The organism is Methylococcus mesophilus (genome assembly GCF_026247885.1).
In the GTDB taxonomy this organism is placed as follows: Bacteria; Pseudomonadota; Gammaproteobacteria; order Methylococcales; family Methylococcaceae; genus Methylococcus; species Methylococcus mesophilus.
Genome location: NZ_CP110921.1, coordinates 4,196,159 through 4,221,990, shown reverse-complemented (window position 1 = coordinate 4,221,990; position 25,832 = coordinate 4,196,159). Strand labels below are relative to the sequence as shown.

Sequence of the window (25,832 nt, the reverse complement as noted above, 5' to 3'; positions counted from 1 at the left end):
GTCAGCGGCTCGGAATCTGGATGGTCTCGCCCGGCTCGAGCCCGGACAGGACTTCGAGCTGGCCGTCGAGCGGCCTGCCGGTGCGGATGTGGCGCAGCACGGAGCGGCCCTGTTCGACGACGCGCACGCTCTCGATCTGGCCGATGCGCGTCATGGCGGCCGCGGGAATCAGCAGCACCTCGCGCTGACCGCAAGGCAGTTCCACGCTGGCGTAGGCGCCCGGCTGCCACGCCGCAGTATCCGGCAGGCGCGCCTTGAACCAGACCGTGCGCGTGGCCGGATCGGCGGCGGGGGCGACTTCGTCCACCTCGACCGGGTAGACCTGTTCCGGCGCGCCGCCCCTGGCCATCAGCGACGCTCCGGCCCGCAGGGCGCCAGCGCAGCGCTCGGCGACCGCCCCTTCGATCCGCAGCCTGCCGCTCTCCTGCACGGTCAGCACCGGCACGCCGGGCATGGCGGTGTCGCCCCGGTCGAGTTCGCGCGACACCACCGTGCCGTCGACCGGGGACTTCAGTTCGGTCTCGCCGAACAGCGAACCGGCCTCGGCGATCGTGTCCTGTGCCGCCTTCACCTGGGCGTTCGCGGCACGGGCGGCGGCCTGGGCGGTTTCCAGGGTCTGTCGGGTGGCCGCCTCCTTGGCATAGAGGCTTTCGCTGCGGATCAGCTCCGCGCGGGCCCGCACCGCCTCGGCTTCGGCGGCGGCCAGTTGCGCCCTGGTCTGGCCGAGCCGGGCGCCCAGCTCCTTCGCTTCCAGCCGCGCCACTACCTCACCGCGCTGCACGGGATCGCCGACCTTGCGGGTGATCTCGACGATGCGCCCGGCAACCTTGGGCGAGATGCGGGCGACGACCCGGGCGGACACGGTGGCCGGCCAGGCTGCGGTTTCCGCGATCGTCCGCGGCGCCAGTGTGAGTGTCTGTCCCGTCACCGGCGCGGTCTGTTCCGCGGCAAGCAAGCCGGGCTCCGCCTTGCCGACGAAGCCGCCCTCCATCCAGACCAGCATCAGGACCAGGGCCGATACGGCGGCTACCGCATACAGCAGCGTTCTGTTGGGATTCGAACCGTGCGCTTCAGCGTGCATTGCGTCGTTCCTATGGGTCTTGTTCAGGGTGTCGTTCCAGGGAAATTTTTATTTATCAACGCTGGGGAGCGGAGAATCCCGTCTGCCGCGCCCGAGCGACGACGCTCTTGCCGGGAATAGCCCGAAGGGGAGCCGCAGGGACGCGGCTTTCGCGATCGAGGGGAAGGAAGCCCCTTCGATCGCCCCCCGGCAAGAGCGTTGGCGCTCGGGGGCTCTCGCGGCAGTCGGGCGGCCTTTTCTTTGGTTACGCTGTTTTGCGGCTTTCCTGCCGCAAACCCTTCGGGCGCACTCCGTGCGACCCAGTTTGCTCCCGGCAAACTGGTCTTTGGCCGGGCAAAAGAAAGTAACCCGCCTTCGGGTGCGGAAACCCGATTCAAATCAGCGTCGCGCTAGCGACTCTTCTCCGATCCTCTTGCCCCCTACAAATCACATCCTGAGGTTGGGTACGGTACGCTAACGCCAAAAACCAGAAGCCTTCTTCAAATTCGCCTCCGCCACTTCAACCGTATAGCGGGCGGCGATGGCGCGGGTCTGGGCCTGGGCCCGGTCGGCTTCGGCTTCGAGGTAGCGCGTCACCGTCGCCGCGCCTTCCCGGTATTGTTCGTGCACCAGCCGCAACGCTTCGTCCGCCGACTTAGCGCCAGCTTCCGCCGCATCCTTGCGGGAGAGGGCTTCGTCGAGTTGGAGGTAGGCCTTGCGTACTTCCTCCTCGATTTCCAGCCGGGTGCGCGTTTCCAGCGCCTGGGCTTCGGTCAGGCGCTTTTCGGCGCCGGAAATCCGGGCCGTGACCGCCCCGCCTGCATACAGATCGAGTTCGGCGTTGACACCCAGGGTGACGTTGCCCTGCTCGGTGGAAAAACCCGGCGTCCGGCTGTTCTGACCATAGGCCGCAAAGGCGTTGACGCGGGGCAGGCGCGCGCCCTGTTCCATGTCGAGCTCGTGCTGGCGCATGGCGACCTGGTTCGCGGCCGCCTGCATTTCCGGCCGCTGGGACAGGGCCTGGGCCAACGCTTTTTCCATGCCATCCCGGGTTGCGACGCCCCCGGCAGCCGGCTCCACCGCTTCCAGATTGTGGGCCGATTCGCCGCCGAGCAGGGTCTTGATGGCGGCGCGGGCGAGTTGCACCGAATTCAGCGCATGGGTTTCGTTTTCGCGGGACTGCGCCAGCCGGACCTCGAGCGAGAGCACGTCGGATTTTAGGCTGGAACCGGCCTGATGCCGGTGACGCGTGTGTTCGAGCTCGCTGGTGACCGCTTCCACCGATTTCTTCGAGACGTCGACCTGGCGCGGCGCTTCGAGCAAGGCGTAATAAGCCGCGGTCACCGCCGCCGCCAATTGATTGCGCAGGGCGGAATGCTCCAGCTCGGCGACTTCGGCGCCCAGCTCCGCCGCCTTCTTGCGGTAATAGTCCTGGCCGCCGCGGAAGATCGACCAGGTCGTGAACACCTCCGGGCGGAAGTTCTCGACATAGCCCGGATGGTTGATATTCATGTCGAAATTGAAGCGGCGCTGGGCTACGACATAGGAGAACGCCAGGGAGGGGTTGTCTGAATAGTCGTAGCCGACGCGGGCGGTGAGGCGGGGATAGAAGGCCGCGGCGGCTTCTTCGACACTGGCTTGGGCCTGACCCAGCCGGGCCTCGGCGGCATGGATGTCGGGGTTCCTTTCCCAGGCCAGTTCGATGGCCTGCTGCAAGGTCAGGCGCGCACCGCCGGATTCGGCGGATAAAGCCTGCTGACTCCCGAGTGCCAGTGCCAAAAAGGCCGGAGAGAACCGCATCCGGAAACGGGCAGACCTGATTTCTATCGAATTCATGGGCGCGACGCTGCGTGTCGATGTGGACGGTTCCCTACGGGAAACTCCTTTCGAATGATAGCCAGTTCCACCGTGTGGAACCACCGAACCCCGTGACATAACCCGGGCTTGTGATGAATTTTAGCATTTGCTAATATTCTCGACAAGCGATCGGCACACGAGCAGAATCCCCAATCCGATCGTCAACAGCGTTGCCCAACAACACCATCAAACACGCAGACGGACTGCGCGGGAGGAAAAACGCAATGGCTCGAATCGTCATACTCGGCGCCGGCATCGGCGGCATCCCCATGGCCCTGGAAATGAAGCACCTCGCCCGGAAAAAGCAGGACGAGGTCGTGCTCATCTCCGACAGCCCCACGTTCCACTTCGTCCCTTCCAACCCCTGGGTCGCAGTGGGCTGGCGCAAGCCGGAAGACATCAAGGTGGAACTCGCCCCCATGCTGAAGAAGCGCAAGATCGAGTTCATCCAGCAGAAGGCGGCCAAGGTCGATCCGGCCAACAACCGCATCGAACTCGCGGACGGCAGTTCAGTGAGCTACGATTTCCTGGTCATCGCGACCGGCCCCCGCCTGGCTTTCGACGAAGTGCCCGGCTTCGGCCCGCACGGCCACACCCAGTCGATCTGCCACGTCGACCACGCCGCCGAGGCCCTGGAGTTCTGGGACGGCTTCGTCAAGGACCCCGGCCCGATCGTGGTCGGCTCGGTGCAGGGCGCCTCCTGCTTCGGCCCGGCCTACGAATACGCCTTCATCGCCGATACCGACCTGCGCCGCCGCAAGATCCGCGACAAGGTGCCGATGACCTTCGTCACCTCCGAACCCTACATCGGCCATCTCGGCCTGGGCGGGGTGGGCGACTCCAAGGGCCTTCTCGAAAGCGAGATGCGCGACCGCCACATCAAGTGGATCACCAACGCCAAGGTCGACAAGATCGAGGACGGCAAGATGTTCGTCACCGAAGTCGACGACGACGGCAAGGAAAAGAAAAAGCACGAACTGCCGTTCAAGCACAGCATGATGATTCCGGCCTTCACCGGCGTCGACGCGGTGCGCGGCATCGAGGGGCTGGTCAACCCGCGCGGCTTCGTCCTGGTCGACGAACACCAGCGCAACCCAACCTTCAAGAACGTCTATTCGGTCGGCGTCTGCATCGCCATTCCGCCGCTGGAACAGACCCCGGTGCCCACGGGCGTGCCCAAGACCGGCTACATGATCGAGTCCATGGTCACCGCCACCGCACACAACATCCGCGAGCAGCTCGACGGCAAGGAGCCCAGCTTCAAGGGCACCTGGGCCGCGCTGTGCCTGGCCGACATGGGCGACACCGGCGCCGCCTTCATCGCCCAGCCGCAGATCCCGCCGCGCAACGTCACCTGGGCCAAGAAGGGACGCTGGGTACATCTGGCCAAGATCGCCTTCGAAAAGTACTTCATCCGCAAGGTGAGGAAAGGCATCAGCGAGCCGATCTACGAACGCTTGGGACTCAAGGCCCTGGGCATCGTCCGGCTGAAGAACTAAGCTATTCGGTCCAGCGCCCGCGCATCCAGGCGGGCGCCCCAGCCCGGACCCTGGCCCCATGACTTCCGACCGCGACTTCCTTCCGCTCGACATCGCCGTACTCACGGTTTCCGACACCCGCACCGAAGAAGACGATACCTCCGGCAAAGTTCTCGTCGAACGCCTCACCGAAGCCGGCCACCGCCTGGCCGAGAAATGCATCGTGCCGGACGACGTCTACCGCATCCGGGCGGTAGTCTCCCGGTGGATCGCCGATCCCGGCATCCAGGCCGTCATCAGCACCGGCGGCACCGGCGTCACCGGCCGCGACGGCACCCCCGAAGCTATCTCGGTGCTGTTCGACAAGACACTCGACGGCTTCGGCGAGGTATTCCGCGCCGTCTCCTACCAGGAAATCGGCACCTCCACCATCCAGTCACGGGCCATTGCCGGCGTCGCCAACGGCACCTACGTCTTCGCCCTCCCCGGCTCCTCCGGCGCCTGCCGCACCGCCTGGGACAAACTCATCCGCCAGCAGCTCGACTTCCGCACCCGCCCCTGCAACCTCGCCGAACTGATACCGCGGCTGGGGGAAAAATAAGCGAAAAACCAGGCATCCGGCCTCATCGTCGGACCTGCCCCCAGCCCCCCAATGCAAATCGACGCGGACAATCGCATTGGCTTAGACTGAACTCCCGGGCAGGGGCCGAGTCCGGCTTGCCGGTCGAGGAGTCCGTAAGGCGCTCGGGACCACCGCTTACCGCCGAGAGTCAAGCCCATGAAATCCACCGAGCGCTTGTTTCCCGCTGTCAGGCCGCAAGTCGCGGACGCCTTCAAGGTCCTGAAACTGCTGGCCCTGGTGCTGCTGCGCGAGTACCGCGAAGGCGGGATCAGGCATCGGGCGATGAGCCTGGTCTATACCAGCCTGCTCTCCTTGGCACCGCTGCTGGCGGTGAGCTTCTCGGTGCTCAAGGCGTTCGGCGTGCACAACGAGATACAGCCGTTTCTGCTCGAAATGCTGGCTCCCCTGGGCGAAAAGACGAAGGAGATCACCGATAACATCATCGGCTTCGTCGGGAACATCCAGGTAGGCGTTCTGGGCTTCGTCGGCTTTGTGATGTTGTTCTACACCGTGGTGTCGCTGCTGGAGCAGATCGAGGACAGCTTCAATCACATCTGGCGGGTATCCAGGACGCGCTCGCTGTACCGCCAGTTCAGCGACTACCTCAGCATCGTCCTGATCGGTCCGGTACTGCTGTTTTCCGCTGTCGGCATCGCGGCCTCGATGAACAGCACGGAAATCGTACAACGGCTGATCGCTCTGGAACCCTTCGGCACGGCCTACTATCTGGCCGGCATCGCCCTGCCCTATGTGCTGATCTTCGCCGCCTTCACCTTCGCCTATTCGTTCATACCCAACACCGCGGTGAAGTGGCGGCCCGCGCTGGCGGGCGGGCTGTTCGCCGGCCTGAGCTGGAAAGCAACGGGCTTTCTGTTCACCGCATTCACGGTCAATTCCGCTCATTACAGCGCCATCTATTCCGGCTTCGCCGTCATCCTCCTGTCCATGATCTGGCTGTACCTCAGTTGGCTCATCCTGCTCCTGGGGAGCGTCGTCTCCTTCCATATCCAGTTTCCGCGCTATCTCGGCTACGGCGGACGGCGGCCCCACTTGAGCCCGCAATCCCAGGAGCGCCTCGCCCTGCTGCTCATGATCCTGATCGGACGGAGCCATGCGCGCGGCGAAGCCGCCTGCACGCTGCCCGGCCTGGCGGATCAAATGAACCTGCCTTGGGAAGCCGTGGCGGACCCGCTGGAATGCCTGAAACGGCACGGCCTGCTGTTAAGCCTGAACGGCGAGCAGAAAGCTTACGTTCTCGCGCGGGATACCGACGCGATCCTGCTGAGCGAAGTGGTGGAGGCGGTTCGAACCGCGGGCGATCAGCCGGTCCTGACTCTTCAAGACGAACCCGACGCCGTCCGGGAAATCCTGGTGGCCATCGACCGCAGCCCGGAAACGACTCTGGGAAACCGCAGCTTGCGGGACATCGTTCGGATGAGCGGATAGCACGTCCCGTCTCCGCTTTTCCCGGCTATCTGAGCGGCAGGAATACGTCGGTGACCGCTTCGCTCTCCGCGACGTCCGGAAAGAATTCGATCCGCTGCAGATACACCGGGAAATCCCGCAACGCCTCGCCGCTTTGCGGAAGCCATTCCGAATAGAGATACCGTACCGTTTCCGGCAGGGCATCGTCGGAACCGACATGCCGCAGCACGGCACAGCGGCCGCCCGGAATCGTCTTCTCAACGACGCCGAATTCGTTCTCCGCCACCTCCCGCTCGGTCGCGGCGCACAGGTCCAACCGGAAGTCGGCTGGCGCCACGACCGCCGGGTCGTCATAAAGAATGTTGAACGTGGCGCTGATTCGAGGCGGCAGACCGTTCTGCCTCCGCCAGGCGATGAAACTCCGTATGGAATCGCCGATCAGCCGCGGATCGCCGCGATGCTCGAGAACGGCGACTTTCGTGTCATCGACGTCGATGATCCTGATCTGTTCGGCATGCTTTGCAGACGGCATGTGAAGGCTCCTCAATTGGCTCAAAGGTTGGTAGGTCGCATGCCAAGGAACCCACTGCGGCTGCCTCCTGAATTCGGACGGCGATTGCCCGATACTCTTCTTGAACGCCCGAGCGAACGATTCCGGCCTTTCGTAGCCGCTGCCCATCGCAATATCGATGATCTGGCGGCGGCTGCGGAACGCGAGCTGATAGGCGGCGCGCTTCAAGCGGCGGAGCTGGACGTATTGGTATACCCCGATGCCGAAAAGAGCGGCGAACTGACGGTGGAAATGATATTTCGAGAATGCGGCGACGCCGCAGAGCCTGTCCAGCGTGAGATCGCCGTCCAGGTTCGCATCGACATACTCGAGCACCTTGCGGAATCTGGCGCGGTGTCTGTCCAAGCTTGTTGCACTCAACGAAATATCTCCTTGGCGACCGCTAGCTTAGCGCTCTGAATTCAATAATGCCTGACAGAAATTGCTGAATCGGTGGAGCCACGTTTTGACGTCAATCACAGAACATTTACGAAATCGGGTTCCGCCCCAACATTTCTTTACTTTCTGAGCGGTGGCGATTTGTAGGGGGAAGATGATCAGCAAAGAGTCGCTACCGCGACGGTGATTTGAATCGGGTTTCCGCACCCGAAGGCGGGTTGCTTTCTTTTGCCCGGCCAAAAGAAAGTAACCAAAGAAAAGGCCGCCCGACTGCCGCGAGAGCCCCCGAGCGCCAACGCTCTTGCCGGGGGGCGATCGAAGGGGCTTCCTTCCCCTCGATCGCCGAGCCGCATCCCTGCGGCTCCCCTTCGGGCTATTCCCGGCAAAAGCCTTGGCACTCGGGCGCGGCATACGGGACTCTCCGGCACCCGAACGTCGATTACTAAAGCTTTGTCAGGGACGTTACACTAGCCGGCATCCTTGAAAATTTCCTCCATTGGTATTCCTTCCAATCTTCCTTCTCGATACGCCTTGAGCCTCTTGGCCGCCTCTTCAGCCCATACATCATCGAGCTTTTTATCCGGCTCGTCCAGGCTCTTCAGCAAACCCTCAACAATCGCAAATCTTTCTTCCGGCTTTAATTGCAAAGCCTCACTAAGAATTTCTTTACTACCCATAAGAATTACCTCATATATTTTAAATATATCACTCTGGATAAATCATAGCACCTTAGATTTGGCGCTTTGTTGGGTATAAGAACCAAGAAGGCCATGTCACTTTAATAACTTCCTTTCTACCATCATTATTCCAACATTCGCTTGTTATATCCGCTCAAGGATGCCTTTCGACCGCCCTCAATTTCTGTGCATATCCTGTAGGCATCCGGAGGTTTGACTTTTCGTACGTCCCAACAACCAACAGCTTCACAATACTTCAACCCCCAATTGAACGACCACCGATTTGATTGTAAATAGGCAATTGATAATTTTCATTTATGTGCTTTTGAATCCAAAAGGACTCCCATTCGCAAGCACTACTATCATCTGCCACCACTGAATATTCAACCGAACAAAAATTCCAAGCCGCCCTTTCGCTCTCCAATAACCTACTGCGAATGTTTCCCTTCCCGATATAGACCACTTGACTGGAATCGTCTATATATCTATATATTCCACTTGCCGATGTATTGATTTTTTTATACTCATCTCTTGCGACTTTCACTTCAAATGCCGGCATAAGCCTGATAAACCATTTTGTTTTATCGCGAGAAACAAGAAACTTATTTCTTTTGTTATTTGCACGAACCGATGCCACCCAGACCTTATGAGCCGCCTCCTTACATTGACAATAAAAGCCTTTCTTGATGTCTCCACATATTCTATATTCATCATCCGACGTTCTTTCTCTCTTGAATTCAAATCCTATGCAGCGATCTTGGTCGTCGGTATAAATACTGACAAATGAATGCTGTTCGATCTGCGCCAGCCTTGAAAAGGCCACATTAAAATAAAATCGTTCGTTCTTTATAGAAACACATGGTTCATCCGCAGATATATTTGTTCGCTTAATTTTTACCCATTGCATACAACCTCCTTATGTTCTACATTCACAAACGATGAATTATCATAACTTGGCTAAACGCAGAGCGCCTGCAATATCTGGTGAGGTGTTTTATTAAGATTCCCTAACTTAGGCATTTTCCCATCTCGCCTGAATCGTATCCGCAGAAAGGTCCGCTCCGCAGTCCCACTCAATAAAATACTTGCCGTTGTGAATTCGTTCGAACTCAGCCCTGTCCTTCAGCGGAGTGAAAGCTTCGGACTCGAGATATGGCTTTACATCGAATAAACCAGCCTTGCCGTCTTCGCTCTTGATATACAGCAGGTAATTGTCTCTCGGAATTATTTCAACAATATTCATTGATCAAGCCCTCGAACATGTTATCTGACTTTTTGACGCTCACTGAAAATCCCTGGACTTTACCACCAACCCGTCCAGCCATTTTCCGATATCTTCCAGCCGTCCGGCGACGAGGTGCAATACACCCTCTTCCTGCTGCACGGTGCCGGATACCGCGAGGAGGTGGGCATACAGCAGCGCACGGCGTTGGACCTGGGCGGTGGCGGGCCAGACGATGAGGTTGATCTGGCCGGTTTCGTCTTCGATCGTGACGAAGGTGGTGCCGTTGGCGGTCATGGGGCGCTGCCGGCAGACCACGAGACCGGCGACGCGGGCGATAGCGCCGTTCCTCACCTGCCACAAGGCTTCGGCGGTGCGGAAGCCGCGGCGGTCCAGCCGCTCCCGCAGGAGGCTCAAGGGATGGCGGCGCAGGCTGGCGCCGGCGGCAGCATAGTCGGCGATGACGTCCTCGGCTTCGCCCGGTTTCCTCAGCAAAGGCTCGGCTTCGGCGAATTGCGGTTCGGCATAGAGCGGGGTCGGTGCTTCCACGCCGGCGGCTTCCCAGAAGGCGCGATGGCGGTGGCCGCCGAGTCCGTGCAGGGCGTCGGCGGCGGCCAGCGCCTCCAACTCGCGGCGCTCGAGGCGGGCTCGGGTGGCGAGGTCCTGAACGCTTTGGAACGGTCCCTGCCGGCGGGCGTCGCTCAGGCGTTGCGCCGCAGCGGACGAGAATCCGTTGACCAGGCGCATACCCAGCCGAAGGGCCGGAACGGGCGAGTCGCCCGGCTCCAGCGTGCATTCCCAGCCGCTGTGGTTGACGTCGATCGGGCGCACTTCGACGCCGTGGCGGCGGGCATCCTGGATGAGCTGGGAGGGGCCGTAAAAGCCCATCGGCTGGCTGTTGAGGAGGGCGCAGGCGAAGGCGGTGGGATGGTGGCATTTGAGCCAGGCCGAGACGTAGGCCAGGAGGGCGAAGCTGGCGGAATGCGACTCGGGGAAGCCGTATTCGCCGAAGCCCTGGATCTGGCGGTAGATCTGGCGGGCGAAGCGCTCTTCGTAGCCGCGTTCGCGCATCCCGTCCATCAGCTTCTTTTCGAACGGCTCCAGCCCGCCCTTGCGGTGCCAGGCGGCCATGGCGCGGCGCAGCTGGTCGGCCTCGCCCGGCGTGAATCCGGCGGCGACCATGGCCAGTTGCATCACCTGCTCCTGGAAGATCGGCACGCCCAGGGTCCGCTTCAGCACCTTCTCCACATCGGGGCTGGGGTAGGACACCGGCTCCAGCCCGGCCCGCCGGGTCAGATAGGGATGCACCATGTCGCCCTGGATCGGTCCGGGCCGGACGATGGCGATCTGGATCACCAGGTCGTAGTAGCTCTTGGGACGCAGCCTCGGCAGCATGCTCATCTGCGCCCGCGATTCCACCTGGAACACGCCGATGCTGTCGGCCCGCTGCAGCATCTCGTACACCGCCGGGTCTTCCGGGGGAACGTCGGCCAGCGCGAACGGCCGGCCCCGCCCTTCGCCGACATAGGCCAGCGCCTTGCGGATCGCGGTCAGCATGCCCAAAGACAGGACATCGACCTTGAGGAGGCCTAAGGATTCCAGATCGTCCTTGTCCCACTGGATCACGGTGCGCTCGGGCATGGCGGCGTTTTCCACCGGCACCCAGTGCGACAAATCCTCGGCGGCGATGACGAAGCCGCCCACGTGCTGGGACAGGTGGCGGGGAAAACCCACCAGCATCTGCACCAGGGCCAGCAGACGCCGCACCGCCGGGCTTTCGGGCGCGAGGCCGGCTTCGGCCAGGCGCTCCGGCAACGTCTCCGCGACGCCGTGGCGGTCGAGCACCCGCGCCAGGGTGTCGATCCGCGACGGTGAAAAGCCCAGGGCCCGGGCGACGTCGCGCACCGCGCTCCTGACGCGGTAGGTGATGAGGCTGGCCGCCAGCGCCGCCCGGTGGCGGCCGTACTTGCGGTAGATGTACTGGATGACCTCCTCGCGCCGCTCGTGCTCGAAATCCACGTCGATGTCGGGCGGCTCGTTGCGCTCCTTGGAGATGAAGCGCTCGAACAACAGGTCGAGCCGCGCCGGGTCGACCTCGGTGATGCCGAGGCAATAGCACACCGCCGAATTGGCCGCCGATCCCCTGCCCTGGCACAGGATGTCGCGGCTGCGGGCGAACTGGACCACGTCGTGCACGGTCAGGAAGAACGGCTCGTAGGCCATGGCGCCGATCAGTTCCAGTTCGTGCCGGACCTGCCGCCGCACCTTGTCCGGCGCGCCTTCCGGCCAGCGCCGCGCCATGCCCTGCCGGGTCAGCTCGCGCAGCCAGGCGATGGCCGTGTAGCCGTCCGGCACCAGTTCGGCCGGGTATTCGTAGCGCAGTTCGTCCAGCGAAAACCGGCAGCGTTCGGCGATGCGCAGCGATTCTTCGAGCAGCGCCCGTGGATAAATCCGCGCCAGGGATTCGACGGGACGCAGATGCCGCTCGCCGTTCGGAAACAGCGCGTAGCCGAGTTCCGCCAGCGGCCGGCCGAGGCGGATGGCGGTCAGGGTGTCCTGCAGCGGCTGGCGCTCGCGGGCATGCATATGGACGTCGTTGCAGGCGACCAGCGGCAGCCCTAGCCGTTCGCCCAGCGCCTGCAGGACGGAGAGGCGGCGGCCGTCCCCGCCGTTCAGGAACAGCTCGACGCCGATCCAGCAGCGGGCCGGAAACAGCCGTGCCAGCCAGGCTCCGGTTTCGTCATCGGGCGCGTCTTCCGGCAGCCAGACCGCGAGGCAATGGTCGAACCCGTGGGTTTCGAGCTGATGGCGGAGCAAGCGATATTCGCCCTTCTCCGCCGCCCGCCGGCCCAGGGTGATGAAAGCCGCGAGCTGGCCGTAGCCGCGGCGGTCCGTCGCCAGCAGTACCAGCTTGGGACCGTCCTCCAGGCGGAATTCGCTGCCGATGATGAGCTTGAAGCCGAGCGTCTTGGCCTCGGCATGGGCGCGCACCACGCCGGCCAGCGAGCATTCGTCGGTGAGCGCCAGGGCCGCATAGCCCAACCGGGCCGCTTCGGCGACCAGTTCCTGCGGATGCGAGGCGCCGCGCAGGAAGCTGAGGTTGCTCACGGCATGCAGCTCGGCGAATGCGGGTTCGGACACGTTCGTCGAGCTAGGAGTCATCGTCGGAGATAGCTATTCGATGGTTCCTGGATGGATCAAGGCACTGAGCAGGGAGGCCTCTGCCCGCTTCTGTCGGTACCCAAGCCATCATATCAACCCCACCGCCCGCACCGCCGACGATATGATATGGGTCGCCGACACTTGTGTATAAGGAAACTCCATGACCGAACCGCTCTTCATCGCCAAAGCAGGGAAAACCGAACTCTGCCTGCTTCCGCGCATGGCCAATCGTCACGGCCTGATCGCCGGAGCCACCGGCACCGGCAAGACCGTCACGCTGCAAACGCTGGCGGAGCATTTTTCCCGCATCGGCGTGCCGGTGTTCATGGCCGACGTCAAGGGCGACCTCGCCGGCCTGAGCCGCGCGGGAGGCGGCAATGCCAAGGTCGATGCGCGGGTCGAGGAATTGGGAATCGAGGAATTCGCCCCGGCCGCCTCCCCGGTGATGTTCTGGGACGTATTCGGGAAAAAAGGCCACCCGCTGCGCGCCACGGTGTCGGACATGGGGCCTTTGCTGTTTTCGCGCCTGCTGGAACTCAATGAGGTGCAGGCCGGGGTACTCACGGCGGCATTCAAGATCGCGGACGACAACGGCTGGCTGCTGCTGGATTTGAAGGACTTGCGCGCCATACTGCAATACGCGGGCGAAAACGCGAAAGCGCTGGCGGGCGAATACGGCAACATCTCCGCCGCCAGCGTGGGGGCAATCCAGCGCGGCTTGCTGCAACTGGAACAGGAGGGCGGCGAAAACCTGTTCGGCGAGCCGACACTGGACTTTGCCGATCTCATGCAGACCGAAGGCGGGCGCGGCGTCATCAACATCCTCGCGGCGGAGACGCTGTACAACTCGCCTCGCGTCTACGCCACGCTGCTGCTGTGGCTGCTGTCGGAACTGTTCGAGAACCTGCCGGAAGCGGGTGATCTCGATAAACCTAAGCTGGTGTTCTTTTTCGACGAGGCGCATCTGCTGTTCGACGACGCCCCGCCTGCATTGCTCACCAAGATCGAGCATGTCGTGCGCCTGATCCGCTCCAAGGGCGTAGGCGTATATTTCGTCAGCCAAAATCCGCTGGATATTCCCGACGAAGTGCTGGGCCAGCTCGGTAACCGCGTGCAGCACGCCCTGCGCGCCTTCACGCCGCGCGACCAGAAAGCGGTCAAGGCCGCGGCGGAAACCTTCCGCCCCAACCCCAAGCTGGATGTGGAATCCGCGATCACCGAACTGGGCGTTGGCGAGGCGCTGGTCTCGTTTCTGGAGGAAAAAGGCACGCCCATGCCGGTGCAGCGCGCGTTGATTTGCCCGCCGCGCTCGCGCATCGGCCCGGTCGACGACGTCGAGCGCCAGGAAACCCTGCGCGGGTCCGTGCTCTACGGCCATTACGAAAAACAAATCGATCGCGAATCCGCCTACGAAATTCTCAAGAGCCGAGCCTCGCGGCCGGCGGAGCGGGGGCCGCAGGAAGACCGCGGCTTCGACTGGGGCGGCTTGCTCGGCGGCACCACCGGCCCGCGCGGCGGGCATCGCGAAGGCGTTCTCGAATCGGCCGCCAAGAGCGCGGCACGGACCCTGGGCTCGGAACTCGGCCGGCAGCTCATCCGCGGCGTGCTCGGGTCGCTCAAGGGAAGCCGCCCGCGCTGATCGGGGCGGGCTTGCCCGCGAATCCGCCGCGCCTTCATGCGCGCGAGCGCGGTCCTGTAGGTTTGGGAAATGCAACACACCCGAAGCCCATTTTCCGCCCCGCCGGCCAGAATGACCTCCGCACCGATCGACGATGGCGAGCCCCAGACCGGTTTCCGGTACCGAGTTCGCCTCTACCCGGTAGAAGCGGTCGAACACCCGGCTGCGCTCGGCGGGCGGCATGTCGGTGCCGGTATCCGTGACCGCCAGGGCCGCATAACCCTGCCGGACCGCTTCGGCGACCGGTCCCCAGGGATGCGAGGCCGCTCGCAGGAAGCTGAAATTGCTCACGGCATGCAGCTCGGCGAACATCGTTCAGCCGAACAGGCCGTGCAGATGCCAAGGGCCCGCCGTGCCGGAATCGCGGTAGACCCACAGCCGCGCCCCGGCGCCGTCGACCGCCAGGTGATAATCGCGCCGCACCGGCCCGTCGTCCCACCAGCCGGTTTCGATCCGCTCGCACTCGGGCAGGATGCGGATGCCCCGGCCGCTCAAACGCTGGGGCCGGGGAAGCAGCCAGAGAGGCCGGGGCGACCGCGCCGCCTCGCCGCTTCGGGGAGCGTGGCCGGATTCCGTCCGCTCCGGCCGGTGATCGGCGCGGAGGGCGGGCTGGCGCAGGGCCTGCGGTCCCAGCCGGGCCTGGAGGCGGTCGAGCAGTTCGTCCCACCCCTCCCCGCTGGCCGCCTCGGGCGTGAACAGGTCCGCCATCGGCAGCGTGAACGGCTGGATGTTGGCACTTTGCAGCAGCAAGCCCCGGACCGGGCCGGGCAGCGCTGCCCGATCCAGCCGCTCGCGCAGCAGAACTGCGAATTGCCGGGCCTCCCGGCCCGTCCTGCGTGGCCTTAAGCAAACCCGCGTCGGCGCGGCGCGGGCATGCCGCAGTTCGAGCTCCAGCCCGGTGGCGACGGCATCGCGGCTCCGCAGGAAAGCCTCGAATTCCGCCAGCAGGGCTTCGACCAGCGGGAAGACCTGGGTCAGATCCTCGGTTTCCATCGCCAGCTCTCGCTCGGCGCGGAACCGCGGCGGGGCATGGAACTGCCGCAGCGGCTGGGGCCGGCTGCCCGCGGCCTCGTCCAGCCGCCGCAGCAGATCGCGGCCATAGCGGCGCACCAGGCCATCCCGCGGCATGCGCCAGAGATCGCGCAGCACTTGCAGTCCGGCGCGGGCCAGACGGCCGGCGAGCTTATCGTCGATGCCCAGCGCGGTGATGGGCAGATCGCCCAGCGCGGAACGCAACGCCTCGGCCTCGAGCACCGGCACCGGGAACCCTGCGCGCGCCAGCAGCCAGGCCGCCGCGGGCGTCGGCGCCAGACCGCATTGCACCGCGTGGCCATCCTCCGCACAGGCTTGTCGTGAGCGGAGCCGAACGGCTTGCCGCGCCTCTTCGGCCAGCAGTTCCGGCCCGCCGAACAGCCGCAGGCTGCCGCGGACCTCCAGTTGCAGGGTGGCCGGGAAGTCCAGGCTGATCCAGGGGGTGAATCGCAGGCAGCGTTCCGCCAGCCTTACCAGAGCCCGCCGCTCCGCCTCCGGATCGCGGCTCACCGCCGTCAGCTTGGGACAGAGCGCCTGGGCTTCGGACAAAGCCATGCCGGGGGCGACACCTTGCGCTCCGGCTGCCACCGAAGCACTGTGAACCAGCAGCCGGCCGCCACCGGCTTCGGTGACGGCGAGCGGCTCCTGCGACGACAGTCCCAAGGCTTCCAGCGCAAGCGCGGGGAAATGCAGCGCCAGCCAGAGCGGCGCGGCACCGGCCGCGGGGGTCTCGCACGGCGGCTCCGCCGGGAGAGAGGGGAAATGGTAAGCGCGCGCCAGGGCCATGGTGCCCTCACAACATCAAGCGGACGCGCGCCCCGCCGAATCCGCCGCGGGCCTTGAGTATCCGCAGTTCCAGCCCGCCTTCGCAGACTCCGAGGCTCAGGCGCAGTGCCGCCGTCGTGTCGCCGGCAGCTCCGTCGGAGAACAGCATGCCGAGCGTGCCGCTTTCCGCCGCCGCCAATTGCAGGCGGCGCCAGGCGGAGAGCGGCAGCGTCCGGGGCCAGGCCAGCACCAGGCCGGTCTCGGGATGGCGCAGTAACAGTTCCAGCGTCCAGCCCAGATCCCGCCGCCGGTCCGCGACCGCCACCACCAACATCCGCCCGATCTCGACCCCGGCCTGGACCAGCGCCGGAACATAGGGCTCGAACGGCGGCGCGACCCAGACCAGCCTGCGGCCGTCCCCGGCGACGCGCCGCATCAGCGGCAGCAGCAACCGCAGTTCGCCGATGCCCTGGGCCGGCGCGACGATCTCGGTCAGGGCGCCCACCGGCCAGCCGCCGCCCGGCAGCACCGCATCCAGCGCCGCATGGCCGCTAGTGATGACCGGCGCCCGCCAGGATTCCGGCCGGCGCCCGCGCCAGATCCGCGGGTCGCGGTCCAGCAGGTCGGCCAGCGTCTCCGTTTTCCCGGCCATCAGCCCACCCGGGTGCGGATCACGCCGACCACGATGCCCTCGATGCAAAGCGGCTGGCGTTCCAGATCGACGGCGATGACGGAAAATTCCGGATTGGCGGGCTCCAGGTAGGCCACGGCGCCTTCCAGCCGCAGGCGCTTCACGGTCACCTCGTCGTGGAGGCGCGCCACCACGATCTGGCCGGAGCGGGCTTCCTGCGCCTGCTGCACCACCAGCAGATCGCCGTCGATGATCCCGGCGTCGCGCATGCTCATCCCCTGGACCCGCAGCAGATAATCGCCCTTGTGCTCGAACAGCTCCGGCCCCAGCCGGCAGTGGCGCTCGACCTGGGCCTCGGTCATCAGCGGCCGCCCCGCCGCGACCTTGCCGATCAGGGGCAGGCCGGGCTCCTCGGCCTTGGCGAGCAGGCGGATGCCGCGCGAGGCGGAGGGGATCAGTTCGATCGCGCCCTTGCGCTCCAGCGCGCGCAACTGCTCGCGCACCCCGTGGGGCGAACTGACCCCGATGGCGCGGGCGATCTCGGCGATGGTGGGGGGAAAACCTTCGTCTTCCACGCTGCGGCGGATACAGTCCAGGATTTCGCGCTGACGGACAGTCAAGGGTTTCATGCTCGGCATACGAATACTGTTTTTATGAACAGTATTCGATCGACCCCAGTCCCGTCAACCGGCCGGCATCCGCCCCGGCACTCAGGCTATTGCCCCGCCCACTGCGGCATACGCCGCAGCCGGCAGGAAAGTCATGCGGCCATCGCGTTGATTCAGCATTTACTCTCCGGCTACCGCCGGGCTTTCATACCCCGGCAATGATGTTGGCATAATGTTTTCATGCTCTCAGGAGCATTTTCCCTAAATCACACACAAAATCGGAGGTATTCATCATGCTCGTAGGTGCTCTTGCTGTATTCACACTCGTCGCTCTCATGGGCCTTGCCATGATCTGCGACGTTTGGGCCGGCCGCCCCGTGGAGCCCGCCTATCCCATCCTGCACGGCGTGGCCTCGCTGGTCGGTTCCGCCCTCGTCATCGTGGCCGCCCTGGAAGGCGACACCCGCCTTTATCTCAACATCGGCATGGCCGTCGTGATCATCGGCCTGGGCCTCTTGATGGGGCTGACCGCCAAGAAGGGCAAGCGGGTACCGCGCGCCATACTGGTGGCCCACGTAGGCCTGGCGGTCACCTGCTATCTGGCTCTGGGTTTCTTTGCGTTCAATCCGAGCGCAACCCTGATCTAAGCTCCCCTCGCAGAACGCGCCTTGCGTTCCTGAAAACCGCAATCTCCCTCATCGACGCTCGGCAACCGGCACCCCACGGGTACCGGTTGCCTTCTCTTTCCGCCCCCTTTCGCTCTCCAGCCAACAAGGCATTTACCTCAGCCTTTTGGTGATTTCACTTACTGCCACAGTCCTTATCACGGCGTAACCATCTGTTAATACATATAAAATTAATTGGCACGCCAGGTGCTTAAAAGGTCAACAACCGTAGCGGTGCCCTCCTTTCCGCGGACATGAAGACCGCCTAAGCAGTCGCGGGGCACCGGCTGGCGATACAGATTTTTCAAACCGGCGAGTTTCATCCCAAGTTTCGACATGCGCACGTCCTCTCCAGCCCGGCACTTCATCGCCCTTGCAGCGGTGTGGGCCGGGTTCCTTTTCGGGCCGCCCTGTTCCGCGCAGCAGCCGGAAGCGTCGTATGCCGTGACCTACCCCATCATCGACGGACTGAACGAGATTCAAGGCCTGGATGTTGCGATCGACGGCCGTTCCATCCACGCCCTGCTGGTGGGAAAACCGGCGGACGGCGGACACTCCCGCGTGGTCCACGTGCATTCGGAGGACGGCGGACGGACCTGGACCCCGCCGAATTTCCTGAACCGCCCGGACGACCCGCCGGTCATCGCCCGGCGGGGCAACGATGCGCGGCTTGCCGTCAAGGGGAAAGACATCGTGGCCGCCTGGCAGACGCAAGGGGAACTGCCGGGCACCGGCCCGATGTACATCATCGGCTCGCGCGACGGCGGCAAGACCTGGACGCAGGGCGGCAATCCCGCGACCGGAGACACCCTGAAAAACCAGGCCTACCTGTCCTTGGTCGCCGACCCGCAAGGGGAATTCCATCTGGCCTGGCTGGACGACCGTGAGGAAACCGGGGACACCCAGGGATTGCGCTATGCCAGCTCAAAGGACGGTGGGTTGCACTGGAGCCCCGAAACCACCCTGGACCCGGCGGTCTGCACCTGCTGCTGGAGCCGGCTCGAGGTCCTGCCGGACGGCACGCTGTCCGTACTGTACCGCGACGCCGACCCGCGCGACATGAAGCTTTTCCTGCGCCCCGGCCAAGCCGGCGGCTGGCGGCCCGCCGGGCCGGTCGGCGCCTTCGGCTGGCATTTCACCGGCTGCCCCCACTGCGGCGGCGGACTGGCGGGCAGCAAGGCCGGGAACGGCCAGTCAACGCTGCACAGCGTGGTCTGGACGGGCAAGGAAGACTCGGCCGGCCTGTTCTATCTGAAGTCGGCGGACGCAGGCAGGAACTGGTCCGCGCCACAGAAAGTCGGCGACGGCCACAGCCGTGACGGCGACATCGCGGCACTCGACCAGGGGACGCTGGCCATCGCCTTCACCCGCAACACCCCGGCCGGCACCGCCGTCCAGCTCGTGCAGTCCGGCGACGAGGGGGTGCATTGGACCGACCCGGCACCGCTCACCGGGGAGGCCGCCAAAGCCCAGCATCCGCGAGTCCTGGCCACGCCTTTCGGATTCCGGGTGTTCTGGACCGAAACCCGCCCTGATGGGCAGAAAACCTGGGCCATCGCGGCCCCGAGAACCGAAACCAAAGCACGACGAGATTCATGAGAAAACCCATCCCATCCCTGGCCGCGACCCTCGCCGGCCTGGTCTTGGCCGGCGCGGCGGGAGCCGCGGAAGACGGCTCGTTGGCCGCCGCCAATCCTTTCCTTGCCCGGACGGTGGACACGCCCGTCCACCTGGCCCACGCCATCCTGGTCAAGGCGATACCGGACCGGGACGCCACCATCACCGACGTGCCGGAGGAAGTCCTTTTGACCTTCAACGAAGGCGTGGGCAACGACTTCCTGGCCCTGGCCGTGGTCGACGGCGAAGGCAAGCGCGTCGACAACCACGACGCCAAGCTCGATTTCACCGACCGTTCCAAGCTGCGAACCTCGGTTTCCAAGCTCACCCCCGGCCGCTACATGGTTCGCTACCGGGTGCTCTCCGCCGACGGCCACGTGGTCAGCGGCAAATATTTCTTTCAAGTCCAGACCCCCTGAAGGAGGACCACTCCCATGACGCATCGTTCCGCATTTTTCTGCCGCACCGCCGCTGCCCTCTTCGGCCTGTCCCTGACCGCCGGAGCGGCCTTCGGCGCAGGGGCCCCCCGCGACACCGGCAACGGCCGGCAGATGTACCAGGGCGCTTCGATGAACTGCCTGGTGGCCAACGACTTCTACGCCGTGCATTTCACCGCCATGCAGGAAGGACGCTACGAGAACGAAAGGCACGAATTCACGAAATACTGCCAGGAGATTCCGGGCACCGGTAAGACCTATCTGAGCATCGACCTGCTGGACCGCGACGTCCGCAACACCCCGGTCGCTCTGCGAGTGATCGAGGAAGACCTGGGCGAGGGCGGCCAACTGCCGAAGGAGAAAAGCACGCTGGCGGAGGTGCCGGCCAAGATCTACAAGAACGGCACGGTGGAAACCTATGCCAACATCACCCAGCCGGGACACTATGCGCTGGTCGCCCTCATCGGCGACGAGGCCCTGACCGAGGACGACCGCCTGCGGATTCCGTTCAGCGTCGGCGTCCCTTCTCCCGCCCAGCCCAACCGCTGGCCCGGCGCCTTGGCTGCATTGACCGGCGCCCTCGTGCTCGCGACGCTCTGCTATGTGGCCTACCGCAATCTCGGCCTGCGCCGCGCCGGCAGCGCCGTTGGCGGCGGAACGGAAAAATCGCCGCGCCGCTTCCCGGTCTGAGCCCTGTCCCTTCGATGATGGATCATCGCCGCGGCCGTCACGGCCTTGCGCTGTGCCTGTTGCTTGCTGTGGCGGCCGGAACGACCGCGTTCGCGGATTGGGCCGGCTTCGCCCAATATGGCGCGGTGGCGGAAATCTCGATCGAACCGGGCGCGGTCGACATGGACATCCGCATCAAGGAAAGCATGTTCACGAATCCGGCCGGAGCCGATGGCAAGCCGCTCGTCCCCGAACTACTCCGGTTGCAGGACAAGAACGGGAACTTCGTCGAAGGCCGGCTGGAATCCGTCGCCAAAGCCGACGCCGCCTCGGGCAAGACGGACGGTCCCTATTACGAAGCCAGGGTGCATTTCGACGTCAGCGGAAAACCCGATACCCTGACCCTGGTCCCCACGGCACAGCCAGGCCAGAAGCTCGCTGTCGTGGTCAGCCACCGGGGGGTGCCGCTGGCCGACCTCGGCGCGCTCGAGGCGCCCGCCCGGCTGATGCTGGACTGGAACGACCCCTGGCGCTCGCGCTTCGACGATCCCGGCCGCATCAGGCGCCACAGCGCACCCCGCTCCTTTCTCTACGTCGAACCCTACGAGGTCCGGCACGAGGTGCTGCTGCGGTCGGAAGACCTGGCACCGTATCTGCGCTTCAAACCGAAGAATCCGCAGGATCTCAGCGCCAGCGAACGCGAATTCCTGAAACAGGCGGTGGGCGATTTCCTGCGGACGCGCAATCCGGTGCGCGTCAACGGCACCGTGGTGGAAGCCCAGCTCGACCGGGTCGAATTCCTGCATTTCGGCCGCCAGGGCCTGCAGAAAGCCGGCGACTCCGAGCCTCTCTACCCGGCCTCGGCGCTGGTCGGCGCAATCCTGGTCTACCTCACGGAAGCGCCCGCCGAAACGGTGGACCTGCAATGGGAGCTGTTTGGCCCCGGCCTCGAGCGGCGGCCCGTCACGCTGTACTTCGGTAAGGAATCCTTCGAATTCGACGCCACCCGGCGCGACCCGGTATTCCGCTGGTCGGCGGAAGAAGCCTTGGGGTTGGCGCCCGACGTCGAACCAGCGGCACCGGCACTGGCCGCCGATGACGAGCACAACTTACCAGCCATCCGCTTCCAAACCGCGGCCGCAGCCGTGGCCTTTCTGGCCTCGGCCTGGTTCGCCCGGCGCAAGCATCCTGTCCTGGCCGGCACCGGGCTGGCCGCGGCCGTCGCCGCGATGCTGTTTCCGCAAGCGCTCGGTTTGATCGGACAGCCGGAAGCCCGCACCGAGGCTTTCCCGCGTCCGCAGGTGCAGACCCGCCTGGAAGCCCTGCTGCACAACGTCTACCGCGCCTACGCCCTGCATGGAGAAGAAGCCGGCTACGACCGCCTGGCGATGAGCCTGGAAGGGCGGCTGCTGGAAGAAGTCTATCTCCGCCAGCGGCGGGCGGTCCTGGCCCGCAATCAGGGGCTGGGAGGCGAAGGGCGGGTCAGCCGCATCGAAGTGCTGGGAGACAGGCTCGCCACCCGAAAACTCGGGCCTTCCAGCTTCGAGGTCACGGGCCAATGGGTTGCCCACGGCACGGTCTCCCACTGGGGCCATTCCCACGACCGCCACAATCTGTATGCCGCCCGCATGGTGCTGAGCATCGCCGGAGACGGCACCTGGAAAATCACCGCGATGGACCTTCTTGAAGGCCGCCCCTCGCCCTCCCCCGCCCGTTCATGATCGAAGTCGAAAACCTGAGCTTCCGCTATCCCGGCAGCAGCTTTGAAGTAGCCTTGCCCGCCTTCCGCATCGAACGCGGCGCCAGGGTCGCCATCATCGGCCCCAGCGGGATGGGGAAAACCACCCTGCTGAAACTCATCGCCGGCATTCTGGCTCCCTGTGAGGGCACCATCCGCGTCGACGGCGTCACCGTCAGCGCACTGGACGACGGCGCGCGGCGGAATTTCCGGATTTCCCGCGTCGGTTTCGTATTTCAGGAACTCGAGTTGCTCGACTACCTCAGCGTGTTCGACAACATCGTGCATCCCTACCGGATCAACCGGGTACTGAAGCTGGACCAGGGGGTGCGGGACAGAGCCCGCGAGCTGGCGGAACAAACCGGCCTGGCGGACAAGCTCGCCGCGCTGCCGCGGGAGCTGTCCCAGGGCGAGCGGCAAAGAGCGGCGGTCTGCCGCGCGCTGCTGACCGAGCCGGGCCTGGTGCTGGCCGACGAGGCGACCGGCAACCTCGATCCGGCCAACAAGCTCAGGATCATCGAACTGCTGATCCGGGCCGCCGAGCGCAAGCGGGCCACCCTGCTGGCCGTTACCCACGACCACGAACTGCTGCCGCTGTTCGACCGCGTCATCGACATCCGCCAACCCCAGGTCTAACAAGCAGAAGAATGAGGCACGATTTCTACCTGGCCTGGCGCTACCTGCGCCACCACCGGATGCGGACGCTGATCCTGGTGCTGTGCCTGAGCCTGATCGCCGCACTTCCGATGGGCCTGCACCGGGTCCTGGACGCGGGCGAATATTGGATGACCCGCCGGGCCGAGGCCACGCCGCTCTTGGTCGGCGCCCGCGGCAGCTCGGTGGACCTCACGCTCGGCGCACTGTATTTCAGCGAGGCCGGTGTGCCGGCCATCCGCATGCAAGAGGCCGACCGCATCGCCGCCACCGGCTGGGCCGACCCGCTGCCCATCTACGCCCGCTATCGCGTACAGGGCCGGCCGTTGATCGGCGTCACCCTGGACTACTTCGACTTCCGGGGACTCGTTCCGGCGCAGGGCGAACTGCCAGCGATTCTCGGGGACTGCATCCTCGGCGCCGACGCCGCCGAGCGCCTCGGGCTCGGACCGGGCGATACCCTGGCGTCTTCCTCGGGAAACGCGTTCGATCTCGCCGGCACCTACCCGCTCAAGCTTCATGTCAGCGGCGTGCTGGCCAAGGCGCATTCCCCGGACGACCACGCCGTCTTCGTCGATCTCCAGACCGCTTGGGTCATCGAAGGCCTGGGCCACGGCCATGCGGAAACCCAAGCGGCCCCCACCCAGCCCGATTCGCCCTTCGGCGCCGCGACCGTCGGCCGCGCCGATGCGGAGCTCCTCACCTACACCGAGATCACCCCCGAGAACCTGGGCTCGTTCCATTTCCACGGCGATCCGGCCACCTACCCCATCAGCGCCGTGATCGCACTGCCCCACGACGCCCGCTCCGCGACCCTGCTGCGCGGGCGCTACCTGGACGACAAATCGGCGACAGAAATCGTCCGCCCGCTCGATGTGACCCGCGGCCTGCTGCAGAACATCTTCCGGGTCGGCGCGCTGTTCGACGGCATCCTGCTGCTGGTCGGCGGTATCGCCTTCCTGCTCGTCGCCCTGGTGTTCGCGCTGTCGCTGCGCCTGCGGCAGCGGGAAATCGAGACGATCTATCTGCTCGGCTGCGCCCGGCTCGCTGTGCTGCGGCTGCTGCTCGCGGAGATTCTGCTCATTGCGCTGTTCGCTGGCGCGGTCTGCACCGCCGTGCTGGCCGCCGCCGCACCCCATGCTTCTAATCTTGCACGCCATTTCATCCTGAGTTGAAACCCGCCATGCCGACATTCCGCCTCCTCTCCTTCGTCATCGCCCTGCTCGCCACCGCTTCCGCCTGGGGCGCGAGCGCCGTCAGCGAGCACCAGCTCAAAATCGTCGCGTCGAACTATCCCCTGGCCTACTTCGCCGAACGGCTGGCGGGCTCCTCGGCCACGGTCACCTCGCCGGCGCCGGCGGATGCCGATCCGGCCTACTGGCGGCCGGACGCCAAAGCGGTCGGCGCCATGCAGAAGGCCGACCTGATACTGCTCAACGGCGCGGACTACGAAAAATGGCTGGCGCACGTCACCCTGCCCCGCCTGAAGCGGGTGGACACTTCGGCCGGCTTCCGCGACCGCTTCATCCGCATCGAAAACGCGGTGGTGCACAGCCACGGGCCGGCCGGCCAGCATTCGCACGAAGGCATCGCCTTCACCACCTGGCTGGATTTCGACCAGGCAGCGCAACAGGCGGAAGCGGTGGCGAAGGCACTGATCGCCAAGCGGCCGGAACTCAAGACGACTGTCCTCGACGCGCTAAAGACGCTGCAGGCGGACCTGGCTGGGCTGGACGGCGAACTCAAGCGAATCACCGCCGCCAGACCCGGCCTGCCCCTGATGGCATCCCATCCGGTTTACCAGTACCTCGCCCGCCGCTACGGCCTGAACCTGAAAAGCGTCCACTGGGAGCCAGGAGAAATGCCGCCGGCAAACGAATGGACCGGACTGGACAAAACACTGGCCCAACACCCGGCGAAGACCATGCTGTGGGAGGGCCCGCCGGCCGCCGCGGTCGCGGACAAGCTGAGCACCAAAGGTATCGCGAGCGTAGTTTTCGATCCTTGCGCCAACCGGCCGGAATCCGGGGATTTTCTTGTCATAATGAAGCGGAACATCGAGAATCTGAAGGCGTCCTTCCAGCGCTGATGAGGATTCGATGCTGTATTACGCGGTGAAGCTAGCGGTATCGCTCCTGGCCCTGATGGCGATTACCGAAATCGCAAAACGCAGCACCGTTTTCGCGGCCCTGGTCGCATCCCTTCCCCTCACCTCCCTGCTTGCCTTCATCTGGCTGCATTGCGACGGCACGCCTCCGGGCCAGATCGCGGAACTTTCCTCCCGCATTTTCTGGCTGGTGCTGCCGTCGCTGCTCCTGTTCCTTCTTCTGCCTTTGCTGCTGAAACGCGGCCTGGGCTTTTGGGCCAGCCTGCTTATTTCCTCGGCGATAACAGCGCTGGCCTATCTCGGCCTGATGATGCTTTTACGTTTTTCCGGCGTCCGGCTCTAAGCCGATTGATTCCCTGATTACGGTCCGTATGCGGAAGGCGGCTGCAGCCAGCCGTTTCGCCGTGGCGTTCGTCCGCGTCGCAAAGGCTGACAAACGTCCTGGACGATACGGTTCCAGACCCGGAATGCCTATGTGATTTGATATACCCATCGCGGGATTTAACACAGTCAGCGGCACATGGACGCCGGTGACTGGCGAACCGGACACAGGATTCGCCTCAGATACTCATGATAAAGTTCCCTCCAGTTTTTCACTATCCTATCGACGGAGGAGAACGCAGGCCCGGCAGCACCGACATACAACACTGATTTTATAGGGAGTTTTTGATCCCAAAAATCGCTGCGGCGTGGTCCATGCCACGGCTGAAAACTCACTCCCCGAGATTCCGGCCAAGCTGCATCCGGATGGGCACAGGTCTTGCTCTTATGTATATGCT

23 protein-coding genes are annotated in these 25,832 nt (G+C 64.5%); 13 read left to right on the top strand and 10 right to left on the bottom strand.

What is annotated here, in order from left to right; translation table 11 throughout:
• Nucleotide 1: 1 nt before the first annotated feature.
• Complete coding sequence (locus tag OOT43_RS19845) at nt 2-1,081, bottom strand: efflux RND transporter periplasmic adaptor subunit (RefSeq protein ID WP_266022439.1); 1,080 nt, start codon at nt 1,079-1,081, stop codon at nt 2-4.
• A 453-nt stretch (nt 1,082-1,534) separates the two neighbouring features.
• Nucleotides 1,535-2,896: a TolC family protein gene (locus OOT43_RS19840; RefSeq protein ID WP_266022438.1), complete on the bottom strand. Its 1,362-nt coding sequence runs from the start codon at nt 2,894-2,896 to the stop codon at nt 1,535-1,537.
• A 245-nt stretch (nt 2,897-3,141) separates the two neighbouring features.
• On the opposite strand from OOT43_RS19840, the gene OOT43_RS19835 reads away from it, so the two are divergent.
• The 3 genes from OOT43_RS19835 to OOT43_RS19825 all read left to right on the top strand — a co-directional run bounded on the left by OOT43_RS19835 (nt 3,142) and on the right by OOT43_RS19825 (nt 6,463).
• A complete protein-coding gene (locus tag OOT43_RS19835) occupies nt 3,142-4,416 on the top strand; it encodes an NAD(P)/FAD-dependent oxidoreductase (protein ID WP_266022437.1) in 1,275 nt (424 codons plus the stop codon).
• A gap of 58 nt (nt 4,417-4,474) precedes the next feature.
• Nucleotides 4,475-4,996 (top strand): molybdenum cofactor biosynthesis protein B, encoded by a 522-nt coding sequence (moaB, locus tag OOT43_RS19830; protein WP_266022436.1) that lies wholly within the window; start codon nt 4,475-4,477, stop codon nt 4,994-4,996.
• A gap of 177 nt (nt 4,997-5,173) precedes the next feature.
• On the top strand, nt 5,174-6,463 hold the full coding sequence (locus OOT43_RS19825) for a YhjD/YihY/BrkB family envelope integrity protein (RefSeq protein ID WP_266022435.1): 1,290 nt from the start codon (nt 5,174-5,176) through the stop codon (nt 6,461-6,463).
• Between the two features lie 25 nt (nt 6,464-6,488).
• Here OOT43_RS19825 and OOT43_RS19820 read toward each other — a convergent pair whose 3' ends face one another.
• The 5 genes from OOT43_RS19820 to OOT43_RS19800 form a co-directional block, all read right to left on the bottom strand.
• Nucleotides 6,489-7,373, bottom strand: coding sequence for an AraC family transcriptional regulator (locus tag OOT43_RS19820; RefSeq protein ID WP_266022433.1), 885 nt, complete (start codon nt 7,371-7,373; stop codon nt 6,489-6,491).
• Nucleotides 7,374-7,858: 485 nt separating this feature from the next.
• Entirely contained in the window at nt 7,859-8,068 is a 210-nt protein-coding gene (locus tag OOT43_RS19815) for an addiction module protein (protein WP_266022431.1), read from the bottom strand.
• A 256-nt stretch (nt 8,069-8,324) separates the two neighbouring features.
• Nucleotides 8,325-8,975 (bottom strand): GIY-YIG nuclease family protein, encoded by a 651-nt coding sequence (locus OOT43_RS19810; RefSeq protein WP_266022429.1) that lies wholly within the window; start codon nt 8,973-8,975, stop codon nt 8,325-8,327.
• 105 nt (nt 8,976-9,080) lie between these two features.
• The gene (locus OOT43_RS19805; RefSeq protein WP_266022427.1) at nt 9,081-9,311 is read right to left on the bottom strand and encodes a DUF2442 domain-containing protein; all 231 of its coding nucleotides are present in this window, start codon (nt 9,309-9,311) and stop codon (nt 9,081-9,083) included.
• 39 nt (nt 9,312-9,350) lie between these two features.
• The gene (locus OOT43_RS19800; protein ID WP_266022425.1) at nt 9,351-12,431 is read right to left on the bottom strand and encodes an error-prone DNA polymerase; all 3,081 of its coding nucleotides are present in this window, start codon (nt 12,429-12,431) and stop codon (nt 9,351-9,353) included.
• 181 nt (nt 12,432-12,612) lie between these two features.
• Here OOT43_RS19800 and OOT43_RS19795 point away from each other — a divergent pair, with 181 nt between their 5' ends.
• Entirely contained in the window at nt 12,613-14,091 is a 1,479-nt protein-coding gene (locus tag OOT43_RS19795) for a helicase HerA-like domain-containing protein (protein ID WP_266022424.1), read from the top strand.
• 354 nt (nt 14,092-14,445) lie between these two features.
• On the opposite strand, the gene OOT43_RS19790 is transcribed toward OOT43_RS19795, so the two are convergent.
• From OOT43_RS19790 to lexA, 3 genes are read right to left on the bottom strand one after another with little or no spacing between them, the layout of a single operon-like run.
• Complete coding sequence (locus OOT43_RS19790; RefSeq protein WP_266022423.1) at nt 14,446-15,948, bottom strand: Y-family DNA polymerase; 1,503 nt, start codon at nt 15,946-15,948, stop codon at nt 14,446-14,448.
• 7 nt (nt 15,949-15,955) lie between these two features.
• Nucleotides 15,956-16,579 carry a translesion DNA synthesis-associated protein ImuA gene (imuA, locus tag OOT43_RS19785; RefSeq protein ID WP_266022422.1) on the bottom strand — a complete coding sequence of 208 codons (624 nt, stop codon included), beginning with the start codon at nt 16,577-16,579 and terminating at the stop codon, nt 15,956-15,958.
• Entirely contained in the window at nt 16,579-17,187 is a 609-nt protein-coding gene (gene lexA, locus OOT43_RS19780; RefSeq protein ID WP_266022421.1) for a transcriptional repressor LexA, read from the bottom strand. Before lexA ends, imuA begins: the two co-directional genes overlap by 1 nt.
• A 272-nt stretch (nt 17,188-17,459) precedes the next feature.
• Between lexA and OOT43_RS19775 the strand changes: the two genes are divergently transcribed.
• The 9 genes from OOT43_RS19775 to OOT43_RS19735 all read left to right on the top strand — a co-directional run bounded on the left by OOT43_RS19775 (nt 17,460) and on the right by OOT43_RS19735 (nt 25,396).
• Nucleotides 17,460-17,813, top strand: coding sequence for a hypothetical protein (locus OOT43_RS19775; protein ID WP_266022420.1), 354 nt, complete (start codon nt 17,460-17,462; stop codon nt 17,811-17,813).
• 354 nt (nt 17,814-18,167) lie between these two features.
• Nucleotides 18,168-19,430: a sialidase family protein gene (locus tag OOT43_RS19770; RefSeq protein WP_266022418.1), complete on the top strand. Its 1,263-nt coding sequence runs from the start codon at nt 18,168-18,170 to the stop codon at nt 19,428-19,430.
• Nucleotides 19,427-19,867, top strand: a complete 441-nt coding sequence (locus OOT43_RS19765) for a copper resistance CopC family protein (protein WP_266022416.1) — start codon at nt 19,427-19,429, stop codon at nt 19,865-19,867. Before OOT43_RS19770 ends, OOT43_RS19765 begins: the two co-directional genes overlap by 4 nt.
• 15 nt (nt 19,868-19,882) lie before the next feature.
• Nucleotides 19,883-20,575 (top strand): hypothetical protein, encoded by a 693-nt coding sequence (locus OOT43_RS19760; protein WP_266022414.1) that lies wholly within the window; start codon nt 19,883-19,885, stop codon nt 20,573-20,575.
• 14 nt (nt 20,576-20,589) lie between these two features.
• Nucleotides 20,590-22,275, top strand: a complete 1,686-nt coding sequence (locus tag OOT43_RS19755) for a hypothetical protein (protein ID WP_266022413.1) — start codon at nt 20,590-20,592, stop codon at nt 22,273-22,275.
• The gene (locus OOT43_RS19750; RefSeq protein ID WP_266022412.1) at nt 22,272-22,928 is read left to right on the top strand and encodes an ABC transporter ATP-binding protein; all 657 of its coding nucleotides are present in this window, start codon (nt 22,272-22,274) and stop codon (nt 22,926-22,928) included. Before OOT43_RS19755 ends, OOT43_RS19750 begins: the two co-directional genes overlap by 4 nt.
• Before the next feature lie 11 nt (nt 22,929-22,939).
• A complete protein-coding gene (locus OOT43_RS19745) occupies nt 22,940-24,121 on the top strand; it encodes an ABC transporter permease (protein WP_266022411.1) in 1,182 nt (393 codons plus the stop codon).
• An 8-nt stretch (nt 24,122-24,129) separates the two neighbouring features.
• A complete protein-coding gene (locus OOT43_RS19740; protein WP_266022410.1) occupies nt 24,130-25,035 on the top strand; it encodes a metal ABC transporter substrate-binding protein in 906 nt (301 codons plus the stop codon).
• A 10-nt stretch (nt 25,036-25,045) separates the two neighbouring features.
• Nucleotides 25,046-25,396 (top strand): DUF3147 family protein, encoded by a 351-nt coding sequence (locus tag OOT43_RS19735; protein ID WP_266022409.1) that lies wholly within the window; start codon nt 25,046-25,048, stop codon nt 25,394-25,396.
• The last annotated feature ends 436 nt before the right edge of the window (nt 25,397-25,832 follow it).

What these genes read in the sequence shown, in the direction of transcription:
- OOT43_RS19845 (WP_266022439.1), bottom strand. Translation starts at nt 1,081, where the DNA reads ATGCACGCTGAAGCGCACGGTTCGAATCCCAACAGAACGCTGCTGTAT.
- OOT43_RS19840 (WP_266022438.1), bottom strand. Translation starts at nt 2,896, where the DNA reads ATGAATTCGATAGAAATCAGGTCTGCCCGTTTCCGGATGCGGTTCTCT.
- OOT43_RS19835 (WP_266022437.1), top strand. Translation starts at nt 3,142, where the DNA reads ATGGCTCGAATCGTCATACTCGGCGCCGGCATCGGCGGCATCCCCATG.
- moaB (WP_266022436.1), top strand. Translation starts at nt 4,475, where the DNA reads ATGACTTCCGACCGCGACTTCCTTCCGCTCGACATCGCCGTACTCACG.
- OOT43_RS19825 (WP_266022435.1), top strand. Translation starts at nt 5,174, where the DNA reads ATGAAATCCACCGAGCGCTTGTTTCCCGCTGTCAGGCCGCAAGTCGCG.
- OOT43_RS19815 (WP_266022431.1), bottom strand. Translation starts at nt 8,068, where the DNA reads ATGGGTAGTAAAGAAATTCTTAGTGAGGCTTTGCAATTAAAGCCGGAA.
- OOT43_RS19810 (WP_266022429.1), bottom strand. Translation starts at nt 8,975, where the DNA reads ATGCAATGGGTAAAAATTAAGCGAACAAATATATCTGCGGATGAACCA.
- OOT43_RS19805 (WP_266022427.1), bottom strand. Translation starts at nt 9,311, where the DNA reads ATGAATATTGTTGAAATAATTCCGAGAGACAATTACCTGCTGTATATC.
- OOT43_RS19795 (WP_266022424.1), top strand. Translation starts at nt 12,613, where the DNA reads ATGACCGAACCGCTCTTCATCGCCAAAGCAGGGAAAACCGAACTCTGC.
- OOT43_RS19790 (WP_266022423.1), bottom strand. Translation starts at nt 15,948, where the DNA reads ATGGCCCTGGCGCGCGCTTACCATTTCCCCTCTCTCCCGGCGGAGCCG.
- imuA (WP_266022422.1), bottom strand. Translation starts at nt 16,579, where the DNA reads ATGGCCGGGAAAACGGAGACGCTGGCCGACCTGCTGGACCGCGACCCG.
- lexA (WP_266022421.1), bottom strand. Translation starts at nt 17,187, where the DNA reads ATGAAACCCTTGACTGTCCGTCAGCGCGAAATCCTGGACTGTATCCGC.
- OOT43_RS19775 (WP_266022420.1), top strand. Translation starts at nt 17,460, where the DNA reads ATGCTCGTAGGTGCTCTTGCTGTATTCACACTCGTCGCTCTCATGGGC.
- OOT43_RS19770 (WP_266022418.1), top strand. Translation starts at nt 18,168, where the DNA reads ATGCGCACGTCCTCTCCAGCCCGGCACTTCATCGCCCTTGCAGCGGTG.
- OOT43_RS19765 (WP_266022416.1), top strand. Translation starts at nt 19,427, where the DNA reads ATGAGAAAACCCATCCCATCCCTGGCCGCGACCCTCGCCGGCCTGGTC.
- OOT43_RS19760 (WP_266022414.1), top strand. Translation starts at nt 19,883, where the DNA reads ATGACGCATCGTTCCGCATTTTTCTGCCGCACCGCCGCTGCCCTCTTC.
- OOT43_RS19755 (WP_266022413.1), top strand. Translation starts at nt 20,590, where the DNA reads ATGATGGATCATCGCCGCGGCCGTCACGGCCTTGCGCTGTGCCTGTTG.
- OOT43_RS19750 (WP_266022412.1), top strand. Translation starts at nt 22,272, where the DNA reads ATGATCGAAGTCGAAAACCTGAGCTTCCGCTATCCCGGCAGCAGCTTT.
- OOT43_RS19745 (WP_266022411.1), top strand. Translation starts at nt 22,940, where the DNA reads ATGAGGCACGATTTCTACCTGGCCTGGCGCTACCTGCGCCACCACCGG.
- OOT43_RS19740 (WP_266022410.1), top strand. Translation starts at nt 24,130, where the DNA reads ATGCCGACATTCCGCCTCCTCTCCTTCGTCATCGCCCTGCTCGCCACC.
- OOT43_RS19735 (WP_266022409.1), top strand. Translation starts at nt 25,046, where the DNA reads ATGCTGTATTACGCGGTGAAGCTAGCGGTATCGCTCCTGGCCCTGATG.